The 21,889-nt window shown below is 60.4% G+C and carries 15 protein-coding genes and 1 tRNA gene; 8 read left to right on the forward strand and 8 right to left on the reverse strand.

Going from position 1 to position 21,889, the window contains the following annotated elements:
- Positions 1 to 677: 677 nt before the first annotated feature.
- From ACTQZF_RS08290 to ACTQZF_RS08320, 7 genes are all read left to right on the forward strand, one after another.
- Positions 678 to 1,556, forward strand: coding sequence for a patatin-like phospholipase family protein (locus tag ACTQZF_RS08290; protein ID WP_441555022.1), 879 nt, complete (start codon positions 678 to 680; stop codon positions 1,554 to 1,556).
- A gap of 157 nt (positions 1,557 to 1,713) precedes the next feature.
- Positions 1,714 to 2,157 (forward strand): 50S ribosomal protein L13, encoded by a 444-nt coding sequence (rplM, locus tag ACTQZF_RS08295; protein ID WP_370450665.1) that lies wholly within the window; start codon positions 1,714 to 1,716, stop codon positions 2,155 to 2,157.
- 2 nt (positions 2,158 to 2,159) lie between these two features.
- Complete coding sequence (gene rpsI, locus ACTQZF_RS08300) at positions 2,160 to 2,555, forward strand: 30S ribosomal protein S9 (RefSeq protein WP_022094634.1); 396 nt, start codon at positions 2,160 to 2,162, stop codon at positions 2,553 to 2,555.
- Positions 2,556 to 2,678: 123 nt separating this feature from the next.
- Entirely contained in the window at positions 2,679 to 4,016 is a 1,338-nt protein-coding gene (gene glmM / locus ACTQZF_RS08305) for a phosphoglucosamine mutase (RefSeq protein WP_441042375.1), read from the forward strand.
- Between the two features lie 101 nt (positions 4,017 to 4,117).
- Positions 4,118 to 4,585: a PTS sugar transporter subunit IIA gene (locus ACTQZF_RS08310; RefSeq protein ID WP_427719420.1), complete on the forward strand. Its 468-nt coding sequence runs from the start codon at positions 4,118 to 4,120 to the stop codon at positions 4,583 to 4,585.
- Between the two features lie 272 nt (positions 4,586 to 4,857).
- Complete coding sequence (gene nagB, locus ACTQZF_RS08315) at positions 4,858 to 5,586, forward strand: glucosamine-6-phosphate deaminase (RefSeq protein WP_427747557.1); 729 nt, start codon at positions 4,858 to 4,860, stop codon at positions 5,584 to 5,586.
- A 596-nt stretch (positions 5,587 to 6,182) separates the two neighbouring features.
- A complete protein-coding gene (locus tag ACTQZF_RS08320) occupies positions 6,183 to 9,122 on the forward strand; it encodes an AfsR/SARP family transcriptional regulator (protein ID WP_441555023.1) in 2,940 nt (979 codons plus the stop codon).
- Between the two features lie 61 nt (positions 9,123 to 9,183).
- On the opposite strand, the gene ACTQZF_RS08325 is transcribed toward ACTQZF_RS08320, so the two are convergent.
- From ACTQZF_RS08325 to ACTQZF_RS08350, 6 genes are all read right to left on the reverse strand, one after another.
- The gene (locus tag ACTQZF_RS08325; RefSeq protein ID WP_427795027.1) at positions 9,184 to 9,483 is read right to left on the reverse strand and encodes a YhbY family RNA-binding protein; all 300 of its coding nucleotides are present in this window, start codon (positions 9,481 to 9,483) and stop codon (positions 9,184 to 9,186) included.
- 157 nt (positions 9,484 to 9,640) lie between these two features.
- On the reverse strand, positions 9,641 to 10,528 hold the full coding sequence (locus tag ACTQZF_RS08330) for a methyltransferase domain-containing protein (RefSeq protein ID WP_441555024.1): 888 nt from the start codon (positions 10,526 to 10,528) through the stop codon (positions 9,641 to 9,643).
- 325 nt (positions 10,529 to 10,853) lie between these two features.
- The gene (locus ACTQZF_RS08335) at positions 10,854 to 12,218 is read right to left on the reverse strand and encodes a PFL family protein (protein ID WP_427719427.1); all 1,365 of its coding nucleotides are present in this window, start codon (positions 12,216 to 12,218) and stop codon (positions 10,854 to 10,856) included.
- 108 nt (positions 12,219 to 12,326) lie between these two features.
- A complete protein-coding gene (locus ACTQZF_RS08340) occupies positions 12,327 to 14,876 on the reverse strand; it encodes a homocysteine S-methyltransferase family protein (protein ID WP_441555025.1) in 2,550 nt (849 codons plus the stop codon).
- 9 nt (positions 14,877 to 14,885) lie between these two features.
- Positions 14,886 to 15,674, reverse strand: coding sequence for a hypothetical protein (locus ACTQZF_RS08345; RefSeq protein WP_441055160.1), 789 nt, complete (start codon positions 15,672 to 15,674; stop codon positions 14,886 to 14,888).
- Positions 15,674 to 16,546 carry a methylenetetrahydrofolate reductase gene (locus ACTQZF_RS08350; protein WP_441555026.1) on the reverse strand — a complete coding sequence of 291 codons (873 nt, stop codon included), beginning with the start codon at positions 16,544 to 16,546 and terminating at the stop codon, positions 15,674 to 15,676. Before ACTQZF_RS08350 ends, ACTQZF_RS08345 begins: the two co-directional genes overlap by 1 nt.
- Positions 16,547 to 17,041: 495 nt before the next feature.
- Between ACTQZF_RS08350 and ACTQZF_RS08355 the strand changes: the two genes are divergently transcribed.
- Positions 17,042 to 19,129, forward strand: a complete 2,088-nt coding sequence (locus tag ACTQZF_RS08355) for a glutamine synthetase III family protein (protein WP_154517961.1) — start codon at positions 17,042 to 17,044, stop codon at positions 19,127 to 19,129.
- Between the two features lie 383 nt (positions 19,130 to 19,512).
- On the opposite strand, the gene ACTQZF_RS08360 is transcribed toward ACTQZF_RS08355, so the two are convergent.
- Both ACTQZF_RS08360 and ACTQZF_RS08365 read right to left on the reverse strand, forming a co-directional pair.
- Positions 19,513 to 19,589: transfer RNA gene (locus tag ACTQZF_RS08360), tRNA-Glu, on the reverse strand.
- 99 nt (positions 19,590 to 19,688) lie between these two features.
- Positions 19,689 to 21,866, reverse strand: coding sequence for a MurT ligase domain-containing protein (locus ACTQZF_RS08365; RefSeq protein WP_441555027.1), 2,178 nt, complete (start codon positions 21,864 to 21,866; stop codon positions 19,689 to 19,691).
- Positions 21,867 to 21,889 lie beyond the last annotated feature (23 nt).

A 21,889-nucleotide genomic window follows, 5' to 3' on the forward strand; every position in this document is an offset into this window, starting at 1 on the left:
GCGTAAAGAAAACGCGTAAGCGTTTTTAGCCCGCGGGCGAGGACGCCGGCAGGCGGCCGAAGCCGGTGCGGATTTGCGAAGCAAATACGCGGATTCTCCGCGCAAAGCCTCGACCCTATATAGATGCGATGCCGATCGGATGACAGCCGGCAACGCCCTGCACCAGCGTCATCCCCGCACCGCGGAGAATCGAACTCTATGCAGGGCGCGGGCGTAAAGAAAACGCGTAAGCGTTTTTAGCCCGCGGGCGAGGACGCCGGCAGGCGGCCGAAGCCGGTGCGGATTTGCGAAGCAAATACGCGGATTCTCCGCGCAAAGCCTCTACAAGGTGGAGTAGTCAATTTGGGACGGGGCTATTTTAGCTACCCCTATAAGCCAGTCGATATTAGTTCCGGTCCCCAATAATTCGTCGACAGTCAAAGGGCAGCTAAAATAGCCCCGTCCCAAATTGACTGCTCACGTTGACGCCTCAAGCGGAAGTTGCATCCCAGAATCTACGCTCAGAATGGGATGCATTTTCCGGATGGGTTGTTGGCGGAAAGTCCATCCCGGAATCGCCCCCCAGAGCGGGGCGTGCTTTCCGCCAGCCGCCCCGTCCTACTCAACTCCAAAACCCATGCGCTCTCCATTTCAAAACTGGGTAGAAGAAGGCCAAAACGAAACAGTAGGAGGTCAACATGACGGCAGAAGATAAGGCAAAGAACGCCGGCAAGGTCGCGCTCGTCTTGGAGGGCGGCAGTTTTCGCGGGCAGTTTACCGCGGGCGTGCTCGACGTCCTCATGGAAGCCGGCGTCGAGATTCCGGCAGTATATGGCGTATCGGCCGGCGCCCTCAACGGCGTGAACTACAAGTCGCACCAGATCGGCCGTGCCAACCGCATCAACCTGACTTTCTGCAACGACAACCGCTTCATGGGTGCCGCATCGTTTGCGTCCACGGGCTCCATCGTGGGTTACGACTTCATCTTCAACGATGTCCAGGACCGCTTGGATCCCTTTGATAACGAGGCATTCGACGCGAGCCCCATCGAGATGTACGCCGTCGCGACGGACATGCTCTTTGGAACCGCTGCATACCTGCCGGTCAAAAGCGCCGTGCTCGACCTCGATGCCGTGCGCGCCTCGACGTCGCTGCCGCTGGTGACGCCGCCGGTCGAGATCGACGGGCACAAATACGTCGACGGCGGCGTAGCCGATTCGGTCCCCATCGAGCACGTGCTGGAGGAGGCCGGCTTCGATCGCGCGGTTGTCATTGTCACGCAGGACCGCTCGTACGAGAAAAAGCCCTACGAGTTTATGCCTGCCGCACGCGCCCGCTATGCCGACTACCCCTATCTGCTCGAGGCTATTGAGACGCGCCACGACCGCTATAACATCCAGCGCATGCATCTGTGGAAGTATGAGCGCGAGGGCCGCGCGCTGGTCGTTGCCCCGCAAAAGCCTGTCGAGGTCGGTCACGTCGAGCACGATCCGACAAAGCTTCTCGACCTGTATATTCAGGGTCGTCAGGAGGCAAAGCGTCTGCTAAGTGATATCAAGGCATTTGTCGAGCGCTAGCGTCGCGACATCATTACCGATGGACGACATGTGCAGAAAGTCTGGTCAGAGCCAAAATACCTGTTGACTCGGGCGACGGGCGGGGTAATATGGACGGGTTACTTGCAGAGCCCCGTGAATCTCTGTAACAACACGTACTGTACATGGAGGAGTCTAAGTGATTTCGAAATCGACTCACTACGCCAAGCAGGGCGAGGTCCAGCGCAACTGGGTTCTCGTCGACGCCGATGGTGCTGTCCTGGGCCGTCTTGCCACTCAGATCGCAATGATCCTGCGCGGTAAGAACAAGCCCCAGTTCACGCCCAACAGCGACTGCGGCGATTTCGTTGTCGTCATCAACGCCGATAAGGTCCAGCTTACCGGTAACAAGGCCGACACGAAGACCTATTATCGCCACAGCGGCTACAACGGCGGCCTCAAGGCTGAGAGCTTCCACCAGGCTATGGAGAAGCACCCGGAGAAGGTCATCGAGCGCGCCGTTCGCGGCATGCTGCCCAAGACCACCCTCGGCCGTGCCCAGATGACCAAGCTTAAGGTCTACGCTGGTGCCGAGCATCCGCATGCTGCCCAGAACCCCACGAAGATTGAGCTGGAGGCTTAAAGATGGCTGAGAACACCGTTGTCTACCAGGGTACCGGCCGTCGTAAGAACGCCGTCGCCCGCGTCCGTCTCGTCCCCGGCACCGGCAAGGTGACCATCAACAAGCGTGACGCCGAGCAGTATTTCGGCCGTCATCAGCTCGTTGAGAACGCCCTTGCTCCCTTCAAGGTGACCGATACCGCCGGTCAGTTCGACGTTATCGCTCTGTGCGATGGCGGCGGCATCTCCGGTCAGTCCGGCGCTCTGCGCCTGGGCATCGCTCGCGCTCTTCTGAACGCTGGCGACTACCGTGCTGACCTCAAGAAGGCCGGTTTCCTTACGCGCGATGCTCGCGTGGTCGAGCGCAAGAAGTACGGCCTCAAGAAGGCCCGCCGCGCTCCCCAGTTCTCCAAGCGCTAAGGTTTTATCTCCTTACGAGATACAATGTACAAGCGGGGCCTGCCGATTGCTCGGCGGGTCCCGCTTTTCTTTATCGACTAGGGTGGGCGAGTGCGTTTTGCCCACTTGGGAAGGAGCGATCCTATGCCCCAGAACATCTTTGGCACCGACGGCGTCCGTGGCGTCGCCAACGCCGACCTCTCGTGCGACCTCGCGTTTCGCCTTGGCCGTGCGGCGACCAAGTTCCTTGGTCCGGACATTTGCGTTGGCCGCGACACGCGTCTTTCGGGCACCATGCTCGAGAGCGCTCTGACCGCTGGCATTATGGCCGAGGGCGGTCGCCCGCACTGCTGCGGCGTTATCCCTACGCCGGCCGTGGCGCTGCTCACCGTCCAAAACGACCTCGACGGCGGCATCGTCATCTCCGCTTCACACAATCCTCCGGAGTTTAACGGCATCAAGTTCTTTAGTCGCAAGGGCATGAAGCTTCCCGATGCCGTTGAAGAAGAGATCAGCGCCTGGGTCATGTCCGAGGAGGCCATGGCTGCCGACACGCTGCCGACCGGCGCCGGTGTGGGCCACATCATCAAGATGAAGGACGCTCGCAAGGCATACGTCGACCACGCTATCAGCACCCTCGGCGGCCTTAAGCTCGACGGCCTGGTCGTTGCCGTTGACTGCGGTCACGGTGCTTCCTGCCAGACCACGCCTGCCGCGCTTCAGCGTCTGGGCGCCACGGTACACGCCATCAATACCGACTACTGTGGCACCGACATCAATGTCGAGTGCGGCTCCACTCATCTTGAGCCCCTGCGCGAGCTCGTGCTGCGCACCCACGCCGACATCGGCCTGGCCCACGACGGTGACGCCGATCGCGTGCTGTTCGTGGACAGCGAGGGCAACGAGATCGATGGTGATTACATCCTGGCCATCTGCGGCTCTGACCTCGCCGCTCGCGGCAAGCTCGCCAACTCCGAGATCGTCTCGACCGTTATGTGCAACTTGGGCTTTTCCATCGCTATGAAGGAACAGGGCTTTGAGATGGTGCAGACCGCCGTGGGCGACCGCTACGTGCTGGAGCGCATGCTCGCGGACGGCGCCGTTATCGGCGGAGAGCAGTCCGGCCACATCATCTTCCTGGAGCACAACACCACCGGCGATGGCCTGGTGACGGCGCTGCAGCTGCTGGCCGTGCTCAAGCGCACTGGCCGCACCCTCACCGACCTTGCCGGCATCATGAAGAAGTACCCGCAGGTGCTCGTCAACGTGCATTCCGACAACAAGGCCGGTCTGGACGATTGCCAGCCCATTTGGGACGCTGTCGCTGCCGCCGAGAAGGAGCTTAACGGTCGCGGCCGCATTCTGGTGCGCCCGAGCGGTACCGAGCCGCTGGTTCGCGTGATGGCCGAGGCCGAGACGCACGAGCTGACTCAGCGCGTCGTTGACGACATCGTCGAGGTTGTCAAGCGCGAACTTCCCTAATGGTCAAAAACCAATGCCAAGTGGTAAACTACTAAAACTGGTTTTGATTATTGGTATGTCCAAGGGGGAGCATGTTCACTAAAGTCCTAAGGTCTTTTGGTATGCGTGGTCGGGTCCTTACGCTGGATGCTCCCATCTCGGGCGATGTCATTCCGCTTTCCGAGGTTAACGACCAGACGTTTGCCACGGGCCTTTTGGGCCAAGGCGTTGCCATTAGGCCTACGGGCACGCGCGTGATTGCACCTGCGGATGCCAAGATCGAGGCGATTTTTCCAACGGGACACGCCGTTGCGCTCAACACGGTCGATGGCTTGGATGTTTTAATCCACGTTGGACTCGATACCGTTCAGCTCGAGGGCAAACACTTTACCGTGCATGCACAGGTGGGCGATATCGTCCATAAGGGCGATGTGCTTATCGAGTTTGAACGCGAGGCAATCGAGGCCGAGGGCTACGATGTGACGGTTCCCATTTTGGTGTGCAACTCTGTTGAGTTCTCGAGCATCAAGGGCTCCGTTGGCGAGCATGTCGAGGAGATGGATCAGCTCATCGTCGCTCGCGAGCGCTAACTCGTTCGCTTGCCCTTTGGCCTACAATTCAAACACGTTTACGAAGGGCGCCCTTGAAAGAGGGCGCCCTTCGTGGCAAGATGAAAAATGTCCGAGGCTAAAAGGCTTCGGGTCACCGTGGACGGGCAGGGGCCTCGACGCGGCTAGACACGAGATACATACATTACGCGACCTCGCCCTGGTGGCCGCACACGTTGGTTGCGGCCGACGCAGGCCGCGGGCAAGTGCTTGTAAGGGGAGCCTTGCCTCTCTTCTACGAGAAAGGATGCGTAATGAAGATCATTAAAGCTAAAGACTACGAGGATATGAGCCGCAAGGCCGCCAATATCATCTCGGCGCAGGTTATCCTTAAGCCCGATTGCGTACTCGGTCTTGCTACCGGCTCCACTCCTATTGGCGCCTACAAGCAGCTCGCCGATTGGTACAAGAAGGGCGATATTGACTTCTCCGAGGTCAGCACCTATAACCTGGACGAGTATCGCGGCCTTTCGCACGATGATCCCCAGAGCTATCACTACTTCATGCGTGAGAACTTCTTCGATCACATCAACGTCGATCTGAATAACACGCACGTGCCCGATGGCTCCAACCCCGATGCCGCCGCTGCCTGCTCCGAGTACGATAAGATCGTCGCTGCCGCCGGTTACCCGGATCTGCAGCTGCTCGGCATTGGTAATAACGGTCATATTGGCTTCAACGAGCCCGATGACCACTTCTCCAAGGGTACGCACTGTGTCGACCTCACCGAGAGCACCATTCAGGCCAACAGCCGCCTGTTCGATAGCATCGACGACGTTCCCCGCCAGGCTTACACTATGGGTACCCAGACCATCATGTATGCCCGCATGATCCTGGTCGTCGCCAACGGCGAGGCCAAGGCTCAGGCTGTTCACGATATGTGCTATGGCCCGGTTACGCCCGAGTGCCCGGCTTCGATCCTGCAGCTGCACACCAACTGCGTCGTCGTTGCCGACGAGGCTGCCCTTTCGCTCTGCGAGTAGTACAATCCGAGCGATTTGTTATTACTTTGTTACAGGCTCCCGTTCTGCGGGGGCCTTTTTTATTATGCATATGCGTGATGGCGGCTAGCTTATAGACTCATGGGCCCCTATGCTGCGTCCGTCCGCAATATCTGCCAGCGGAATCAGAATGAGCGCGGGCTTTATGGTGTGCATAACATTAGCTTGCCAAAAGCTTGACGGTGGTGCCTCGTATAGTGTGATGCATTCTCTAGCATATTCTATTCAAATATGCTACTAATGAGTCGCAAACGGTAGCAGCGCGTAGGCGAGTTGCGCAACAAAATATTACAAGCCCCATTGCGTTACACTGCCAAATGAGTGGGACATGCTGGCAAGCGCATTGACCTGCGCAAAGACCGGTTGGTTGGGGGAAAAGTTTCAATCGGCGCTCGCTGAACAAAAACTTGCCAAATGCGAACCGAAAGACAACCTAAAACTCTGCGTCGTTCGATTTACGGGATGGCTTGGGCTGTCTTGCGATTACGGTGTCCATGTGGCCGAGGTAAGGAGCGAGCATGATGAACGGGCTGAACGATACGGACGATCTCGAATTGGCGCCATTGGGCACAGGTTATATGGTCCGACGTGATCGCCTGATGAGCGAGTTGATTGTCAAGGGCCGCAAGGCGGGCATTGTGTTGCTCTATGCACCAGATGGGTTTGGGAAAACATCGATATTGCTTCAGTACACTCAGGAAGTCAAAAGCGACCCGACGCGCGGTCTGGTACGAATCATCGAGGCTGACCGCGCGATTGCCCGCGAGGTGTTTATGCAGCTCGAAGTGGTCACAGATGAACTTGAGGACAAACCGCGATCGTTGATTGCGATTGATAACGTCCCCAACCTCGATCAGCAAGATACCGAGGAGCTTATCGATCGAATACGAGGCCTGCGCACTATGGGGATCGGGGTCTTTGTCACCTGCCGCCCCTCAAATCGCCAGTTGATTCGCGGGCTGGGTGACTCGGTCAAGATCAATGCGCAGATGCTCAAGGTGCATGCCTATGAGTATTCGGCTTGGGCATCGGCGTTCTCGATTAGCACGTCGCTCGATTTTTACCAGCTCACACAGGGTGTTCCCGAGTTGGTTTCGGCTATGCAGACGGGGCTGTACGGAGAGGGCGACGTTGCCAGCTTGCTCGAAAACGAGATTGTCAACGTATACGGTGCGGCACTTGCCGATATGGCATCAATCGATAACGGCGCCCTATTTAACGTGGCGTGCGTGATGGCCCTGATGGGCGAGGGCAAGATTGCGGAACTTGAGGCATGCGGTGTCAGGCTCTCCATGATCGATCAGTCCTATCTTGTTCGTGATTATCCGATTTTTGGTGTCGATCCGGTCGACCGAAGCTTTACGTGTATGGGCACCGAGGATAACGCGCGCCTGAGATTACGAAAAATGGTTGCGGAAATTCGTCCAGAGCTCGTTATGCGCGCGGCACGCATTCTGCTCAAGGCGGGCCGATGCGATGCTGCGATGGATTTGGCAGATGCCTTTTTGGATCGCGACGCCGTCCTTGAGCTTGCTGGACAGTATGGTGTCGATTTGGCTCTGACTGGGCATGGAGGGGATGTCTGTCGCGCGGTACTGAGGACGACGGATGCCGACAAGCCCGCGTTGGAGCCGACGCCCACCGAGGCACTTGGTGTCTATTTGGCGGCGGTAAGCGTTTCGAATACTAAACTGGCCCGGTATATGGCCTCGATTGTCGAACATGCGAGCGCACAGTCGGTCCGCGAGATTGATTTGGTTTCTTGGAAAGTCGCCCAGGTGCTTACGGTCGTCTGTTATGGAGATTGCGAGCTTGGGCTTCCAGCCAATCCTGCTCTTCCAAAAAATGAGGCATCTTGTGCTGCGCTCGATATGCTGTCGGCGCATATCGAGGTTAAGAGCCGGCTGACCGAACAGGCGAAAGACGGCGCAGCACTTTCGGGACTCAAGGCGAACAAGGTATATGATTGCGAACTCGATATTGCAGAGATTCTCATACGGGCAGATCGGATGTTGGTGGAGCTCTTTGATGGGTCCTTTATGGGAATCGATGAGCGTGACGACGAGATGTCTCGAACACGGGAGGTACTCGATGCTCGTGGGCTTAAGGCGCCGGCTGTCTGGGTGCGTATGGTGCTGGCGGCACGGCGTCTGCTTGCGGGCCTGCCAATGACTGACGATACGGCGTTTAATGAGCTCGATCGCTTTGCCGTGCGCGTGCGTGACAATCAAATCCAGCTGTTTGGCCTGCTACTCGAAGGCTGGCAGGCGCTCGCCGAGGGGCGCCCGGTCAACGCGAAGTTCCGCGCGGTCCAGGTGCTCAAGCTTGCTGACGAGTCGATCGCATACATGCGCGACAACGCGTTGCTGTTGGAGCGTGCATCAAGCCTTCGCAATACGTCGATGGTGTCGGTACGAGAAGAGGCAGAGCTGCTCGACCTAAGTCGGACACAAGTCGGCGGCGCGGAGGCTTGGGTCGTAGCGCTGCATTTGGCGTCTGCGGGCCGTGACAGCGATCTTGCCGCCTGGATGTCTATGAATCGTTCTGGGATTCTGGAGCCAGCGTATCGGCTGTTTGCACGCCTTGCGATGCATTGCCTGGGCGAGCCTGCTGCCAAGATTCGAAAGAAGCTCCCGGTGCGTGAGCTATCGCGATATTCGCTGCGCGACGATTTGGAGGGAGAGAGCGAGCGGCTGTTCCAGGTCGGCGAGGTCGAACCCGTCGACGCTATCGATCATATCGAGATTCGCATGTTTGGCACGTTTCGTGCCGAGCGCGACGGATTCCCCATCACAGACAAGATGTGGCGTCGTAAGAAAGCGGCAACGCTTGCCGAGCGGCTTGCGTTGGGTATCGATTCGTTTGTCGATCGCGAGACCTTGGCTATGGAACTGTGGCCACATGCCGAGTACAGTAGCGCCCGTAACAACTTGTATTCGACTGTGTCACGCTTACGATCCGCTTTGGGACCCACGCCAGATGGCAAGTCGTGCGTCCTGATTCAAAACGACTGCCTTGGCCTCAACAGGGATTACGTTAAGACCGATGTGAAGCTATTTGAGCAGATAAGCCGCGAAATTTTGGGTAATCGCACAAGAGTGCGTGGGCCTCACCTGGTCGAGCTGTGTCTTAAGATCGAACAGCTCTATACCGGACCGCTGTATATCCCCAACGGTTGCAATCCGACGTACTTTTTGCGCATGCGCCGCATCATGCAGTCGAAGTTTATCGACTGCATGATTGTGGGAGCAAGCGCTGCCTTGGAAGAAAACGACCTGCAGTCGGCAATCTGGCTGGTAGAAGCGGGGCTACGTCAGGAGACCGCACGCGAGGACATGGTGCGATGCGCCATGCGCGTGTACGGAGCGGCGGGGAGACGCCGCGATATCGTCGAGCTCTATAGCGGGCATATCCATCATCTTAAGGAACAGGTCGCAGGCGTTCCCGAGCCCGAGACCAAGCGTCTCTACGAGCGTCTGGTCGAAAGCAGGGTCAACCGACCGTTCATTGAGCGATAAAAAACGGGCGCCCGTATCATTCGGACGCCCGCAGGCTTGCTCTGTGTGAACCGATCGGCCCTTAGACGAGCTTGATCTTCTCGATATCCTTGCGCGAGGACTCTCGATACAACGAGAACTTGCGGCCGATAACCTGAACGACGTCGGCGTGGCAGCGCTCGGCGAGTTCCTCGGCGGCCTCGCGGGCAGAAAGGCTGGAGCCGTCCAGCACGGAGCACTTAACGAGCTCGTGCTTCTCCAGGTAGGCGGCCGTCTGCTCGACGGTACCCTCGTTGACATCGGACTTACCGATGATGATGGCGGGGTTGAGGTGATGGGCCATGCTGCGAAGCTGCTTGACCTGGGCTCCTGTCAGTGCCATGGGATCTCGCTTTCTATGTATGGGGCGCCCCGCGATGGGGCCTTAATCTACGTGAGCTGTCCCACGATAGCGCAGGAACGGCGCGGTGTGGAGCGCGTTTGCCAGTTCGCAAAGAATGCGGATGCCGGGCGGGTAGACGATGCATGCTTTAGATGGGCTACGGTCGGGGCGCAGAGACCGGCTCCCAGGCGATAAACGCCCATCGGACCTTGCGGATGTGGTCGAGCATGTAACGTCCCTGCGGCACGCCCTTGGATCCCGGCTCGCCGGCATGGGGGTTCTCGATCATATGTTGGGCGATATAGTCGCGCAGACGATCGATCTTATCCTCGTTGCCATGCTCGAGCATACGGGAGAGGTCTGCCACGGCGGCCTCGAGGCTATCGAAGGTGTCACGACGGGGCGATTCAAAATACGTGACCTGCGGTAGTACACCCATCTGAATAAGGATGTTAAAGGCGTACACAAAACCATTGCTGCGGGTAACCGAGGCGCCGATGGCATTCATCACGTGCAGGTCATAGCGCGGGCTGGAGTTGGCGACCATCGTGACAGCACAACGCCGCCGAGCCGTACGGTCGAGCTTGGCAAGCGCGCCTTTTAGGTCGTTCGTAGTAACCGAGCGACTCGCAAAGGCAACATCTACCGCTTTCGCGACCGGTCCAACCAAATCCCAGTCATCATCCCAAGCAAGCTCAAGCGGTGTAATGCGATCCTCGAGCCCATAGTACTCAATGCCAGCATCAAGCGTGCCCAACATAGCAGGGGAAAAATCAGCGGCAATCACGGGATGTCCAGCCTGAGCAAGCGGAATAGCAATCGACCCGGCCCCACACCCCATATCGAGCAACGACTCGCCGGGCTCAAGCGCCAGTAGCTTTATAAAATCTCGGGCGTAGGGGGCAGTCTCCAGTGGACGAAAATGCCGAGCACGTTTGTCCCACTCAAAAGAATCATCAGCCCGCCGCCGAGCAGCCTGTAGACGCATCCATTCCTCATTCCAATCCGCAGAAAGCAGCTCAGAACGAGCATCCCCATCAACCACGGGCCAACCTCCTAGCAACAAAAAAGCGGCCCCTCCCAAAAGAAGAACCGCAACCAGCATATATCAGAAAGAACCGATCCAACGCCAAACCGCCGTATCGACCATGTAGTGCAGGAGCGAAGCAACTGCAACCGGGATAGAACCCAACTGAGGTCCCGTTGTGCGGGAGCCCCGCCGCCGGGCGGCAGACATATAAGGTCGATCGCGAGTTCCGCACGAGCCGGAGAGCACTTAATGTGCTCTCCGTGCGAGTCAGGACTGTCCGAGCAGGCGACCTTATATGTCTGCCGCCCGGCGGCGGGGCTCCTCGCCCTGTAACTCCCCGCTAGTTCTTGAGCGAGTTCAGCGGTGCCGGGAAGCGTCCACCGCGGTGGGCAAGCACGGTGCCGGCGTTGGGGTTCACCGGCATGATGGGCGCACGGCCAAACAGACCGCCATACTCGACGCAGTCGCCCACGCCCTTGCCGATGGCGGGGATCACGCGCACGGCCGTGGTCTTATTGTTGATGACGCCGATGGCCATCTCGTCGGCGATAATGCCGGCGATAGTCTCGACCGGGGTGTCGCCGGGAATGGCGATCATGTCCAGGCCAACGGAGCACACGCAGGTCATGGCCTCGAGCTTCTCGAGCGAAAGCGCGCCGGCCTCGACGGCGGCGATCATGCCGGCGTCCTCGGACACGGGGATAAAGGCGCCCGAGAGGCCGCCCACGCTGGAGCTAGCCATGACGCCGCCTTTCTTGACGGCATCGTTGAGCATGGCGAGCGCGCAGGTCGTGCCAGGGCCACCGCAGGTGCCCACGCCGATGATCTCGAGGATGCGCGCGACGGAGTCGCCGACGGCAGGCGTAGGCGCCAGCGACAGGTCGACAATGCCCTTCTCGACACCTAGGCGACGGGCGGCCTCGCGACTCATGAGCTCGCCGGCACGGGTGATCTTAAAGGCGGTCTGCTTAATCTTTTCGGCGACTTCCATCATCGATGCGGAATCGGGCAGCTTCTCCAGGGCTGCGGCCATAACGCCGGGGCCCGAGACGCCTACGTTGATGACGGCGTCGGCCTCGCCACCGCCGTGAACGGCGCCCGCCATAAACGGGGAGTCCTCGACCATGTTGGCAAAGCAGACAAACTTGGAAGCACCGACGGAATCCTCATCTGCCGTAAGCTTGGCGGCATCGATGATGGTCTGAGCCGCCATGAGCACGGCGTCCATGTTGATGCCGGCGCGCAGGCTGGCGACGTTGACGCTGGAGCAGACGCGGCTGGTGGTAGCAAGCGCCTGGGGGATGGACTGGATGACGCGGCGGTCGGCGTCGCCGATGCCCTTCTGGACGAGTGCGGAGAAGCCGCCCAGGTAATCGATGCCGAGCGTCTCGGCCGCGCGGTCGAGGGCATGCGCGATGGGGGTGAGGTCCTCATCCTTGCAGCACGCGGCGATCTGCGCCACCGGGGTGACGGAAACGCGCTTGTTGACAATGGGGATACCGTACTCGCGCTCGAGGTTCTCGGCGGTCTCGACCAGATGCTCAGCCGTGTGCGTCACGTGGTCGTAGATCTTCGTGCACATGCGGTCGAGGTTCTCGTCGCCGCAACCCATGAGCGAAACACCCATGGTGATGGTCCTGATGTCGAGGTTCTGCTCCTCAACCATGCCGCGGGTTTCCGCGATTTCTGCGGGCGTGATCGCCATCCTTGCACTCCTATCTGCCAAAACGAGCATAGTCTTGTCTATTCTAACGTGCCGCACGTGCCAAGTGGCGCATGCGGCACGTTTTGGTGCTCGGTTGTTTCCGTTGTGTTACCGCCCAAAGACCTCTTCGGCGATACGAGCGCTTTCGGCGGCGTCCTTGGCGTAGTAGTCCGCGCCGATCTGCTTGGCGTATTCGGGGGTGAGTACGGCGCCGCCTACGATGATCTTGACGCCCGGAACCTCGGCATGGAGCAACTTGATGGTCTCCTCCATAGCGACGACCGTGGTGGTCATAAGCGCCGAGAGGCCGACGAGCTTGATGTCGCGCTCCCGTACGGTCTTGAGCACCTCCTGCGGGTCGACGTCTCGGCCTAGGTCAAAGACGGTATAGCCGTAGTTATCGAGCAGCATCTTGACGATGTTCTTACCGATGTCGTGGATGTCGCCTTTGACGGTGGCCACGCAGATTTTGCCCTTGTCGGCAATCTCGCCGGCGGGCATCAGGCGCTTGATGGTGTCAAAACCCACGCGCGCGGCCTCGGCCGAGGCCATGAGCTGCGGCAAGAAGTACTTTCCCTGGTCAAAGAGAACGCCAACCTCGTCGAGGGCGGGGATAAAGTGGTTGTTGATGAGGTCCATGGCGTCGTGGTCTGCCAGCAGACGCTCGGTCTCGGCCGCAATCTCGCCTTTGCGGCCCGAGACGACCATGCGACGAATCGGGTCGTCGTTGCCGGCGGTGCCAGCGGCGGGCACAGTGTCGGTCGATACTGTCTGAGCCGCCGCCGGGTTCGCGGCGATCTTGTACGGATCGGTCCAGCCGGCGTAGCGCTCGATGTATCCGGTTGAGCCCTCGTCCTCAACGCTCAAGACGCGATAGCTGTAGACGGTATCCATAAAGCGCTTGGAGCCCGGGTTCATGATGGGGGCGTCCAGACCCGCGCCAAAAGCGGCAGCCAAAAAGACCGAGCCCAGCAGCGGGCGGGCGGGCAGACCAAAGCTGATGTTCGACACGCCGAGCGCGCATTTGACGCCCAGACGCTCCTTACACAGGGACATGGCGCGCAGAATCTGCTCGGCTTGGCGTTGATTGGTCGAGGCGGTCATGACCAGACAGTCGATGAGGATGCGGTCCGGTCCGATGCCGTAGCGGGCGGCCTCGGCCACGATGCGCTCGGCGATGGCGAAGCGAGCCTCGGCGGTATCGGGAATGCCGCCTTCGTCGAGCGTGAGGCCGACGACGTTGGTGCCGTAATGGGCGACCAGCGGAAAGATCTCATCCATGATCTGCTGCTTGCCATTGACCGAGTTGATGATGGGCTTGCCGGCGTAGCGGCGCACGGCGGCCTCGACGGCTGCGGGGTCGGTGGAGTCGATTTGCAACGGCAGCAGCGTGGAACCCTGGAGCTGCTCGGTGACCTGTTGGATGATCTTGACCTCGTCGATCTCGGGCAGGCCCACGTTGACGTCCAGGATGTCGGCGCCTTGCTCCTGCTGGCTGATGCCCTGGCTTACGACGTAGTCCAGGTCGCCGTCGCGTAGGGCCTGCTGCAGGCGCTTTTTGCCGGTGGGATTGATGCGCTCGCCGATGACGGCGATCTTGTGGCCGTCACAGGGAAGGTCAACCACGGTCTGGGCGCTTGTGACCGACATGCTGGGCTTGCGGCGGCGCGGACTGGGCGTGTGGTTATCGATAAGCGTGCGCAGCGCTGCCATGTGCGCCGGCGTGGTTCCGCAGCAGCCGCCCACGACGCTCACGCCGTCGGCGATCATGCCGGCGACGGCCTTGGCGTATTCGGGGGCCTGGATGTCAAAGACGGTGTTACCGTCGTCGTCCACGTGGGGGAGTCCCGCGTTGGCCTGCACCATAACGGGCTTGTCCGTAACGGCGAGCATACGTGCGGCGAGCCCTCGGAGCTCGGCCGGTCCCTGGCTGCAGTTGATGCCCAGAACGTCGGCGCCGATGGCGTCGAGCGTGATAGCGGCAACCTCGGGGCTCGTGCCCAGGAAGGTGCGGCCGTCCTCCTCAAAGGTCATGGTGGCAAAGACGGGCAGCTCGGAGTTCTCGCGGCAGGCAAGGACCGCCGCCTTGATCTCGGCAAGATCTGTCATGGTCTCGATAATAAAGAGGTCCACACCCGCCTCGACGCCAGCGCGCACTTCCTCGGCAAAGAGGTCATAGGCCTCGTCGAAGCTGAGGGTACCCAAGGGGCGAAGCAGCGCACCGATGGGGCCGATGTCGCCGGCGACGTAGCGGGCACCGGCCGCGCGGGCGCAGGCGACAGCGGCGGCAAAGACATCTGCCACGGTGGCGGCACCGTCGAGCTTGTGGGCGTTAGCGCCAAAGGTGTTGGCGGTGATCACATCGCAGCCGGCCTCGACATACTGACGCTGAATATCGGTAATGACCCGGGGCTCCTCAAAGTTGAGCAGCTCGGGCAGGGCGCCGGCCTTCATGCCGGCCGCCTGCAGCATGGTGCCCATGCCGCCGTCGAACAGCAGGTGCCCCGTGCCCTCGATGGCGGCGCGCAGGCGATCGTCCTTAATGTAAAGGTCGTCGATCGTGCGCGTCTTGTACGTGGCGCCCTTGCGGCGGGCAGCATCAACGGGCGCCGCCAGCGCGGCGCCGTCCAGATCATGAGTGATAAGCGGAGTAAACATCGGGGGCTCCTAATGGCTGGAATAGCAGGTGGTGTGGGCGGCGCGGAAGCGGCAGTGCTCGCGCATGCGGCAGATATTGCAGGTGGGGCGACTCTGGGCGTCGTGGACCTCGCCGTCAAACAGGCCGATCACCGCGGTCACGCTCTTGGTGGGCATGAGCAGGCTGGTAGGTGTGACGGTAAGCCCGATGAGCCGCGTGGCGTTGAGTGCAGCCACGATTGAACGCTGAGCCGTAAGCGGGCAGTCGCCGTAGCCGGGACTGAAGCGCCAGTTACCGGCGAGTCCGTGTGCGGCGGCCGCAGCCTTGACCTGCTGGTCCATCTGCTCGACGGCAGCTTCCACATAGGCGGAGCACGCGGCATCGAGCACGGCTCCCTCTAGGGGCTGCTGGGCTCCCGTGGTGCGCAGACGACGCTCGGCGTCCATGCCGAGGGTGCATGCCATGAGCGCGGCAAAGCGGGCGTCTTTGAGATGTCGATAGATATCGCGACCGCGCAGCTCAACGTTGGTTCCAACCAGACGGATGCTGGGCTCTCCCTGCTCGTCCACGCCCATGGCATCGACGGCAAATACGCGGCGCACGCCACGGGGCTCAATGTCCAGCTCAAGGCGCTCGACCACAAGCTCAATACGCTGCGACAGCTCGGGCTCAATCTGCTGGCCGCCGTAACCCAGATACCGCAGCATCTCGGCACGATCGACGCGGGGATGGTGGGCATCATCGATACGGTAGAGCGCCGGCGACGCAAGGTCGGCCGGCACTTCACCAAAAGCTGTATCGATGTGCGGTTTTTCCATTACCCCAGGCGCTCCATAATGGTTGCGGCGATCGCAGGACGATTCATAGTGTACAGGTGCAGGCCGTCGGCGCCGTGCTCCTTAAGGTCGCAAAGCTGACGGGCTGCATAATCTACACCGGCTGCCTGCAGGCTCTCGGGATCATTCTCGTACTTGGCGAGAATCTTGATGACGGGGGAGGGCAGCGACGCGCCGCACATAAAGACCATGCGGCTGATCTGCGACTTGCCCATAAACGGCATGATGCCTGCGGTAATGGGCACAGTGATACCGGCCTTGTCGGCAAGCTCGCGAAAACGGTAGAAGCACTCGTTATCAAAAAAGAGCTGCGTCACAAAGAAGCTCGCGCCGGCGTCCTGCTTTTGCTTGAGATATTCGACCGAGAGGTTGAGATTCTCACAGGCAATGTGGCCTTCGGGGTAGGCTGCGGCGCCCACGCAAAAGCCGGCGTCGACGAGCTCGGGGATGAGGTCGCGGGCGTAGGCGTAGTCCGAGGCGGGCTTGTCATCCTCGCTCGCGCCGGCGGGAAGATCGCCACGCAGGGCCAGCACATTTTCTACGCCGGCGGAGCGGTATTCGTCGATCTTGGCGGCGATATCGGCATGCGTGCGGCCAACGCAGGTGAGGTGCGCCACCGAGGGCGTATCGAATTCGCTCGTAATCATATGCGCGATGGGGGCGGTGGCGGAGCCGTTGCCCGAGCCGCCGGCCGAGCAGGTGACCGAGACAAAGCTCGGCGAAAGCTTGCACAGATTGCCAGCCACCTCGCGAGCCGTGTCGAGGGTAAGCTCGCCCTTGGGCGGGAACATCTCAAACGAAACGGGCATGGTGCCCTGGGATGCTGCCTGCTTAAAAACCTCGTCGACGCGCATGTCGTGCTCCTTTAGATACATTAGCGTGATGTGTTGTAAGGATTCTACAGCACCGCTGCGCTACGGTGGAGTTTTACTCGCTATTTGGAAATATCAATCGAAGATGCTTCGCTATCGGCATTCCCTATAACAGCGTAGCTAATTTGGAGCTTTTTTACCCCATCAACCAGGTACGCAGGGTAGTCTTTTTGGGACGGGGCTTTTTTAGCTACCCAATCCGGCGCCTCCAAAGCTTGAGACCATATTTAAATAGGGCAGCTAAAAAAGCCCCGTCCCAAAAAGACTACCCGTAAACCATGCGGAGAGGTCTGCAATTTATACAGTTGATTGACTGTTGAGGGTGGCAACATTGCCGCGATGCGGTAACCTCATTGATTAGTTTCGCGACGGCAACATAACGGTAATGTCGCGGAAACACGGCGAGTCTAAGCTATGACTCGTTCGTTAGTAATCAACACCGCTTCTCACGCGGTGCCGATACGAAGGGAGTTCCGTATGGCCGAACTTACTGACCGCTTCGGGACCATGGTGTTCTCTGAGGAAGTCATGAAGGACTACCTCCCCAAGGACATTTGGAAACGCCTTGCTGCAACCCTCGAGGACGGTGAGCCACTCGACCTGGATGTGGCCAACGCCGTTGCCCATGCCATGAAGGTTTGGGCCATCTCCAAGGGCGCGACGCACTACGCGCACTGGTTCCAGCCGCTTTCGGGCATTACTTCTGAGAAGCACGACAGCTTCCTCGAACCCAACCACGACGGCACCGCTATTACCAAGTTTACGGGAAAGAACCTCATCCAGGGCGAGCCGGACGCCTCCAGCTTCCCCAACGGCGGCCTGCGTGCCACCTTCGAGGCCCGCGGCTATACCGCTTGGGATCCCACCAGCCCCGCCTTTATCAAGGACGATGTCCTGTGCATCCCCACGGCTTTCTGCTCCTACACGGGCGAGGCCCTGGACAAGAAGACCCCGCTGCTGCGCTCCATGACCGCGCTCTCGCGTGAGTCCAAGCGCGTTTTGGCGCTGTTTGGTAAGACCCCCAAGAAGGTCGTTCCTTCCGTGGGCGATGAGCAGGAGTACTTCCTGATCAAGAAGGACGCTTACCGCAAGCGCAGGGACCTGGTCATCACCGGCCGCACCCTCTTTGGTGCTGCTCCCTGTAAGGGCCAGGAGCTCGAGGAGCACTACTTTGGCGCTATCCGCCCCACCGTCTCGGCCTATATGAAGGACCTGGACGATGAGCTGTGGGCGCTTGGCATTCCCGCCAAGACCAAACACAACGAGGTCGCTCCCTGCCAGCATGAGCTCGCCCCCGTCTATGGCGAGGTCAACGAGGCCATCGACCAGAATCTGGTCATGATGGAGAAGATGAAGCTCATCGCCTCCCGCCACGATTTGGTCTGCCTGCTGCACGAGAAGCCCTTCGAGGGCATCAACGGTTCGGGCAAGCACAATAACTGGTCGCTTGGCACCGAGTCCGAGAATCTGCTCGATCCGGGCGACACCCCGCTCGACAACCTGCAGTTCATCGTCTTCCTCACCGCGGTGATCGAGGCCGTCGATAACTACCAGGAGCTCCTGCGTGCCTCCGTTGCCTCGGCCGGCAACGACCATCGTCTGGGCGCCAACGAGGCTCCTCCGGCGATTATGTCCATCTTCCTGGGCGACCAGCTTACCGAGGTCGTCGAGAAGATCATCGATGGCAAGGCTTCCGTCCATGCCACGCGTGGCGTGCTCGACCTGGGCGCCGATACCCTGCCCAAGCTGATGCAGGACAACACCGACCGCAACCGCACCTCTCCGTTCGCCTTCACCGGCAACAAGTTCGAGTTCCGTGCCTGCGGCTCCGAGCAGAACGTCTCCGACTCCAACCTGGTGCTCGATGCCGCCGTGGCCAAGTCGCTCAAGTCCTTTGCCGATGCACTCGAGGGTACGCCCGAGGATAAGTTCCAGGACGCCGCGCTCGAGTACTGTAAGAAGGTGCTGACCGATCACCAGCGCATCCTGTTCTCCGGCGACGGTTACTCCGACGAGTGGCCCATCGAGGCCGAGAAACGCGGCCTTGCCAACAACAAGACCACGGCCGACGCTCTTCCCGCCTTTGTTTCCGATAAGGCTATCGCGCTCTTTGAGGAGACGGGCGTTCTGACCAAGGCCGAGGCACAGTGCCGCTACGACTGCAAGCTCGAGAAGTACAACAAGCTCATGAACATCGAGGCTACCACGATGATTCGCGAGGCACGTCGTACCTATCGTCCGGTCATTACCGCCTATGCCACCAAGGTCGCTAAGGGCCTTGAGACAATTCGTGCCGCCGGTGCTGAGGCCGCCATGCAGTGCGAGCAGAACACGCTCAACAAGCTCTGCAACGGTATCACCGCCATCAACGACTCCATCAAGGCGCTCGACGCCGTGCATCAGAAGGCCGAGGCTCTCGATGGCCAGGAGCAGGCCAATGTGTATGCACACGAGGTCGTTCCCGCTATGGATACGCTGCGTGCCTCCGTGGATGCCATGGAGGAGATCGTGGCCGCCGACTACTGGCCGGTCCCGACCTACGATGACATCCTGTTCTACGTGTAGGGCATAGCCAACATATCGTCACGGTATTAAGCCGGGGTCCGCATCGCGCGGGCCCCGGCTTTTTGATTGCGAAGGACGCTTTGGAGTCCGTTTTGCCGCCGATTTGCCGGGGTCCGCACCCTGCCGGGTTCGAATCCCGGCGTTGGGGTAGAAAAAAGCCCGCCACCGCGAGGGTAACGGGCTTCTCGTTTTAAATGGTGCCCCCAGCGGGATATCCGCGTGCGGCTGGCGCCGCCCGCCTTCGCTGCGTCGCTTCGCTCCTTGCGTGCTGCGCTGGAAAACGCTTCGCGTTTCCTCAGCTCCGCACCCTGTCGGGTTCGAATCCCGGCGTTGGGGTAGAAAAAAGCCCGTCACCGTGGGGGTAACGGGCTTCTCGTTTCAAATGGTGCCCCCAGCGGGATTCGAACCCGCGATATCCACCTTGAAAGGGTGGCGTCCTTGGCCGCTAGACGATGGGGACAGCGGGAAAGAGTATAGCAGACTTTTTTATTCGTTCACATATCGTTGGCAAACTGAAAAACCACCACAAAGATGCCTGTCCCTTTGTGGTGGCGGGGCGTTAGGGGAGGAGCTTCATCGCGGCGTCGTGGGCGGCGTGCTCGTAGGTGTCGTCGAGGGGCTTGAGCGGCAGCAGGGCGGCGGCCTGTGCATCGCCACGGCGCTCAAGGGCATGGGCGATGAGCCAGTCGGCGAGCTCGGGGTTCTTGGGCAGTGCCGGTCCGTGTAGGTACGTGCCGATGACGCCCTTGTAGATGAGGCCCTCAAAGCCATCGTCGCCGTTGTTGCCGGTGCCCGTGACGACAGATGTTCCGAGCGGCGTGGCCTCTGCATCGAGCAGGGTGCGGCCGCCGTGGTTCTCGAACCCCACAAAGGGCTCGGGTGCCAGGTCGGTCTTGACGGCGACGTTGCCTATCAGGCGGTCGGAGCCGCGCACGGTCTCGGCGGCGATGACACCTAGACCCTCGATGCGATTCTCGCCCATATAGTACGAACGACCGAGCAGCTGATAGCTGCCGCAGATAGCGAGCAACGAGCCGCCGTCCTCAACATATGTCGCAACCTTGTCCTTTTGAGCGAGCAGCTCGTGTGCCACAGCCAACTGATCGCGGTCGGCACCGCCGCCCATCATGACGATGTCGGCGTCGGTAAGATCGAGCGTCTCGCCCATGCGGACCTCGTCCACGCGCGCGGGAATGCCGCGCCAGGCGCAGCGGCGCTCGAGGGCGATGACGTTGCCGCCGTCGCCATAGAGGTTGAGGGCATCGGGATACAGATAGACGATGCGCAGCGGGCGCGGAAGCTCGACCGGCGCAATATCGGTGGGGACGGCGCTGCCATCGGTGCGTGTTACGGCGCAGGAGGCAACCGAGCTCGCATCGGCATCTTTAAGTCCGTCGAGCTCTTTGACCAGCGGCGGGAATGCCGTGTAATTGGCGACGGCATAGAAGGTGTCATCGGCTGCCTCATCTGCCACGGCGCCGATCGCCTGCTCGATATTCGAGATGATGGCGGCGTCGATGCCGGCGTACTTCAGGCGCACCTGCATGTCGTGCGCGCGCGTACCCCCGACAAAGGCGACAAGCCCTGGGGTATCGGCGATGCGCTCGAAGTCGACGTCGTAGATCCACGAGACATCGTGGCCGTCGGCGTCGTTGTCATTCAGGAAGAAGGCGCAGAGTCTGCCGCCTGCCGTTTTAATGGACTGGATCTGGCGATCGAAGCCCACGGGATTTTTGGCCAGGTTTGCCTCGACGGTACGGCCGGCAATCTCCCAGCGGCCCATGCGTCCGCCGGCGGGGACGTAGGCATCGAGCGTGGGCTGCAGATGCGCTGCGTCCACGCCCAACTCGCGCGCCGCAAAGAAGGCGGCGGCAACGTTGTAGACCATGTACAGGCCGTTGTAGCGCGTGGCGATGTGCGTTGCGGGCGCTTTTGCCTCGGGTCCAAAGGTCAGGTCAAAGCCGTAGCCGTCGCAGCCGAGCTCAACGCCTGTCACGCGACGGACCAGCGCGGGGCGACTCCAACCGCACGAAGGACAATGATAGGCGCCGAGCTGGCCGTACTGCACATAGTCGTACTCCAGCGGCGCGTTGCATTGCGAGCAAAAACGCGAGTCGCTAATGCGATCGGACTCCGTGCCCGTGGCGCCGTCGATGCCAAAGGCGATGCTCATATTGGGGACGCGTGCGGCGATCGAGGCGCAGAGCGGGTCGTCGGCGTTATAGATGAGCGTCGTTGCCGGCGAAAGCTCCAACGCGTGGGCTATGACGTCCTGGGTGTGGTCGATCTCGCCGTAGCGGTCCAGCTGGTCGCGGAACAGGTTGAGCAGCACAAAGTACGTTGGCTTGAGCTTGGGCAAGACGCGCACCGTGTAGAGCTCGTCGCACTCAAAGACGCCCACGCGCTTGCCGCTGCCGGCACGCTTAAGATCGTTGCGGCCCTCGAGCAGGGCACCCACCACGCCCGGCTCCATGTTGTTGCCGGCGCGGTTGCATACCACGGTGGCGCCGCTGGCGGCAACGGCGTCGGCGATGAGGTTGGAGGTGGTGGTCTTACCGTTGGTGCCGGTGACCACCACGCTGCGGTCGACAAGGCTCGCGAGGTCGCTTAGCAGCTCGGGGTCGATCTTCATGGCGATGCGGCCGGGGAGTACGCCGCCCTGGCGCTTAAGGATGGAGCGCAGCCCCCAGCGGGCGATATCGCTCGAAGTGCAGGCGAGAGATGAGCGGAAGTTCATGAAGCCGTTCCTAACGTGAATGA

The sequence above is a fragment of the Collinsella sp. LCP19S3_H3 genome, assembly GCF_052119145.1.
Classification (GTDB): Bacteria; Actinomycetota; Coriobacteriia; order Coriobacteriales; family Coriobacteriaceae; genus Collinsella.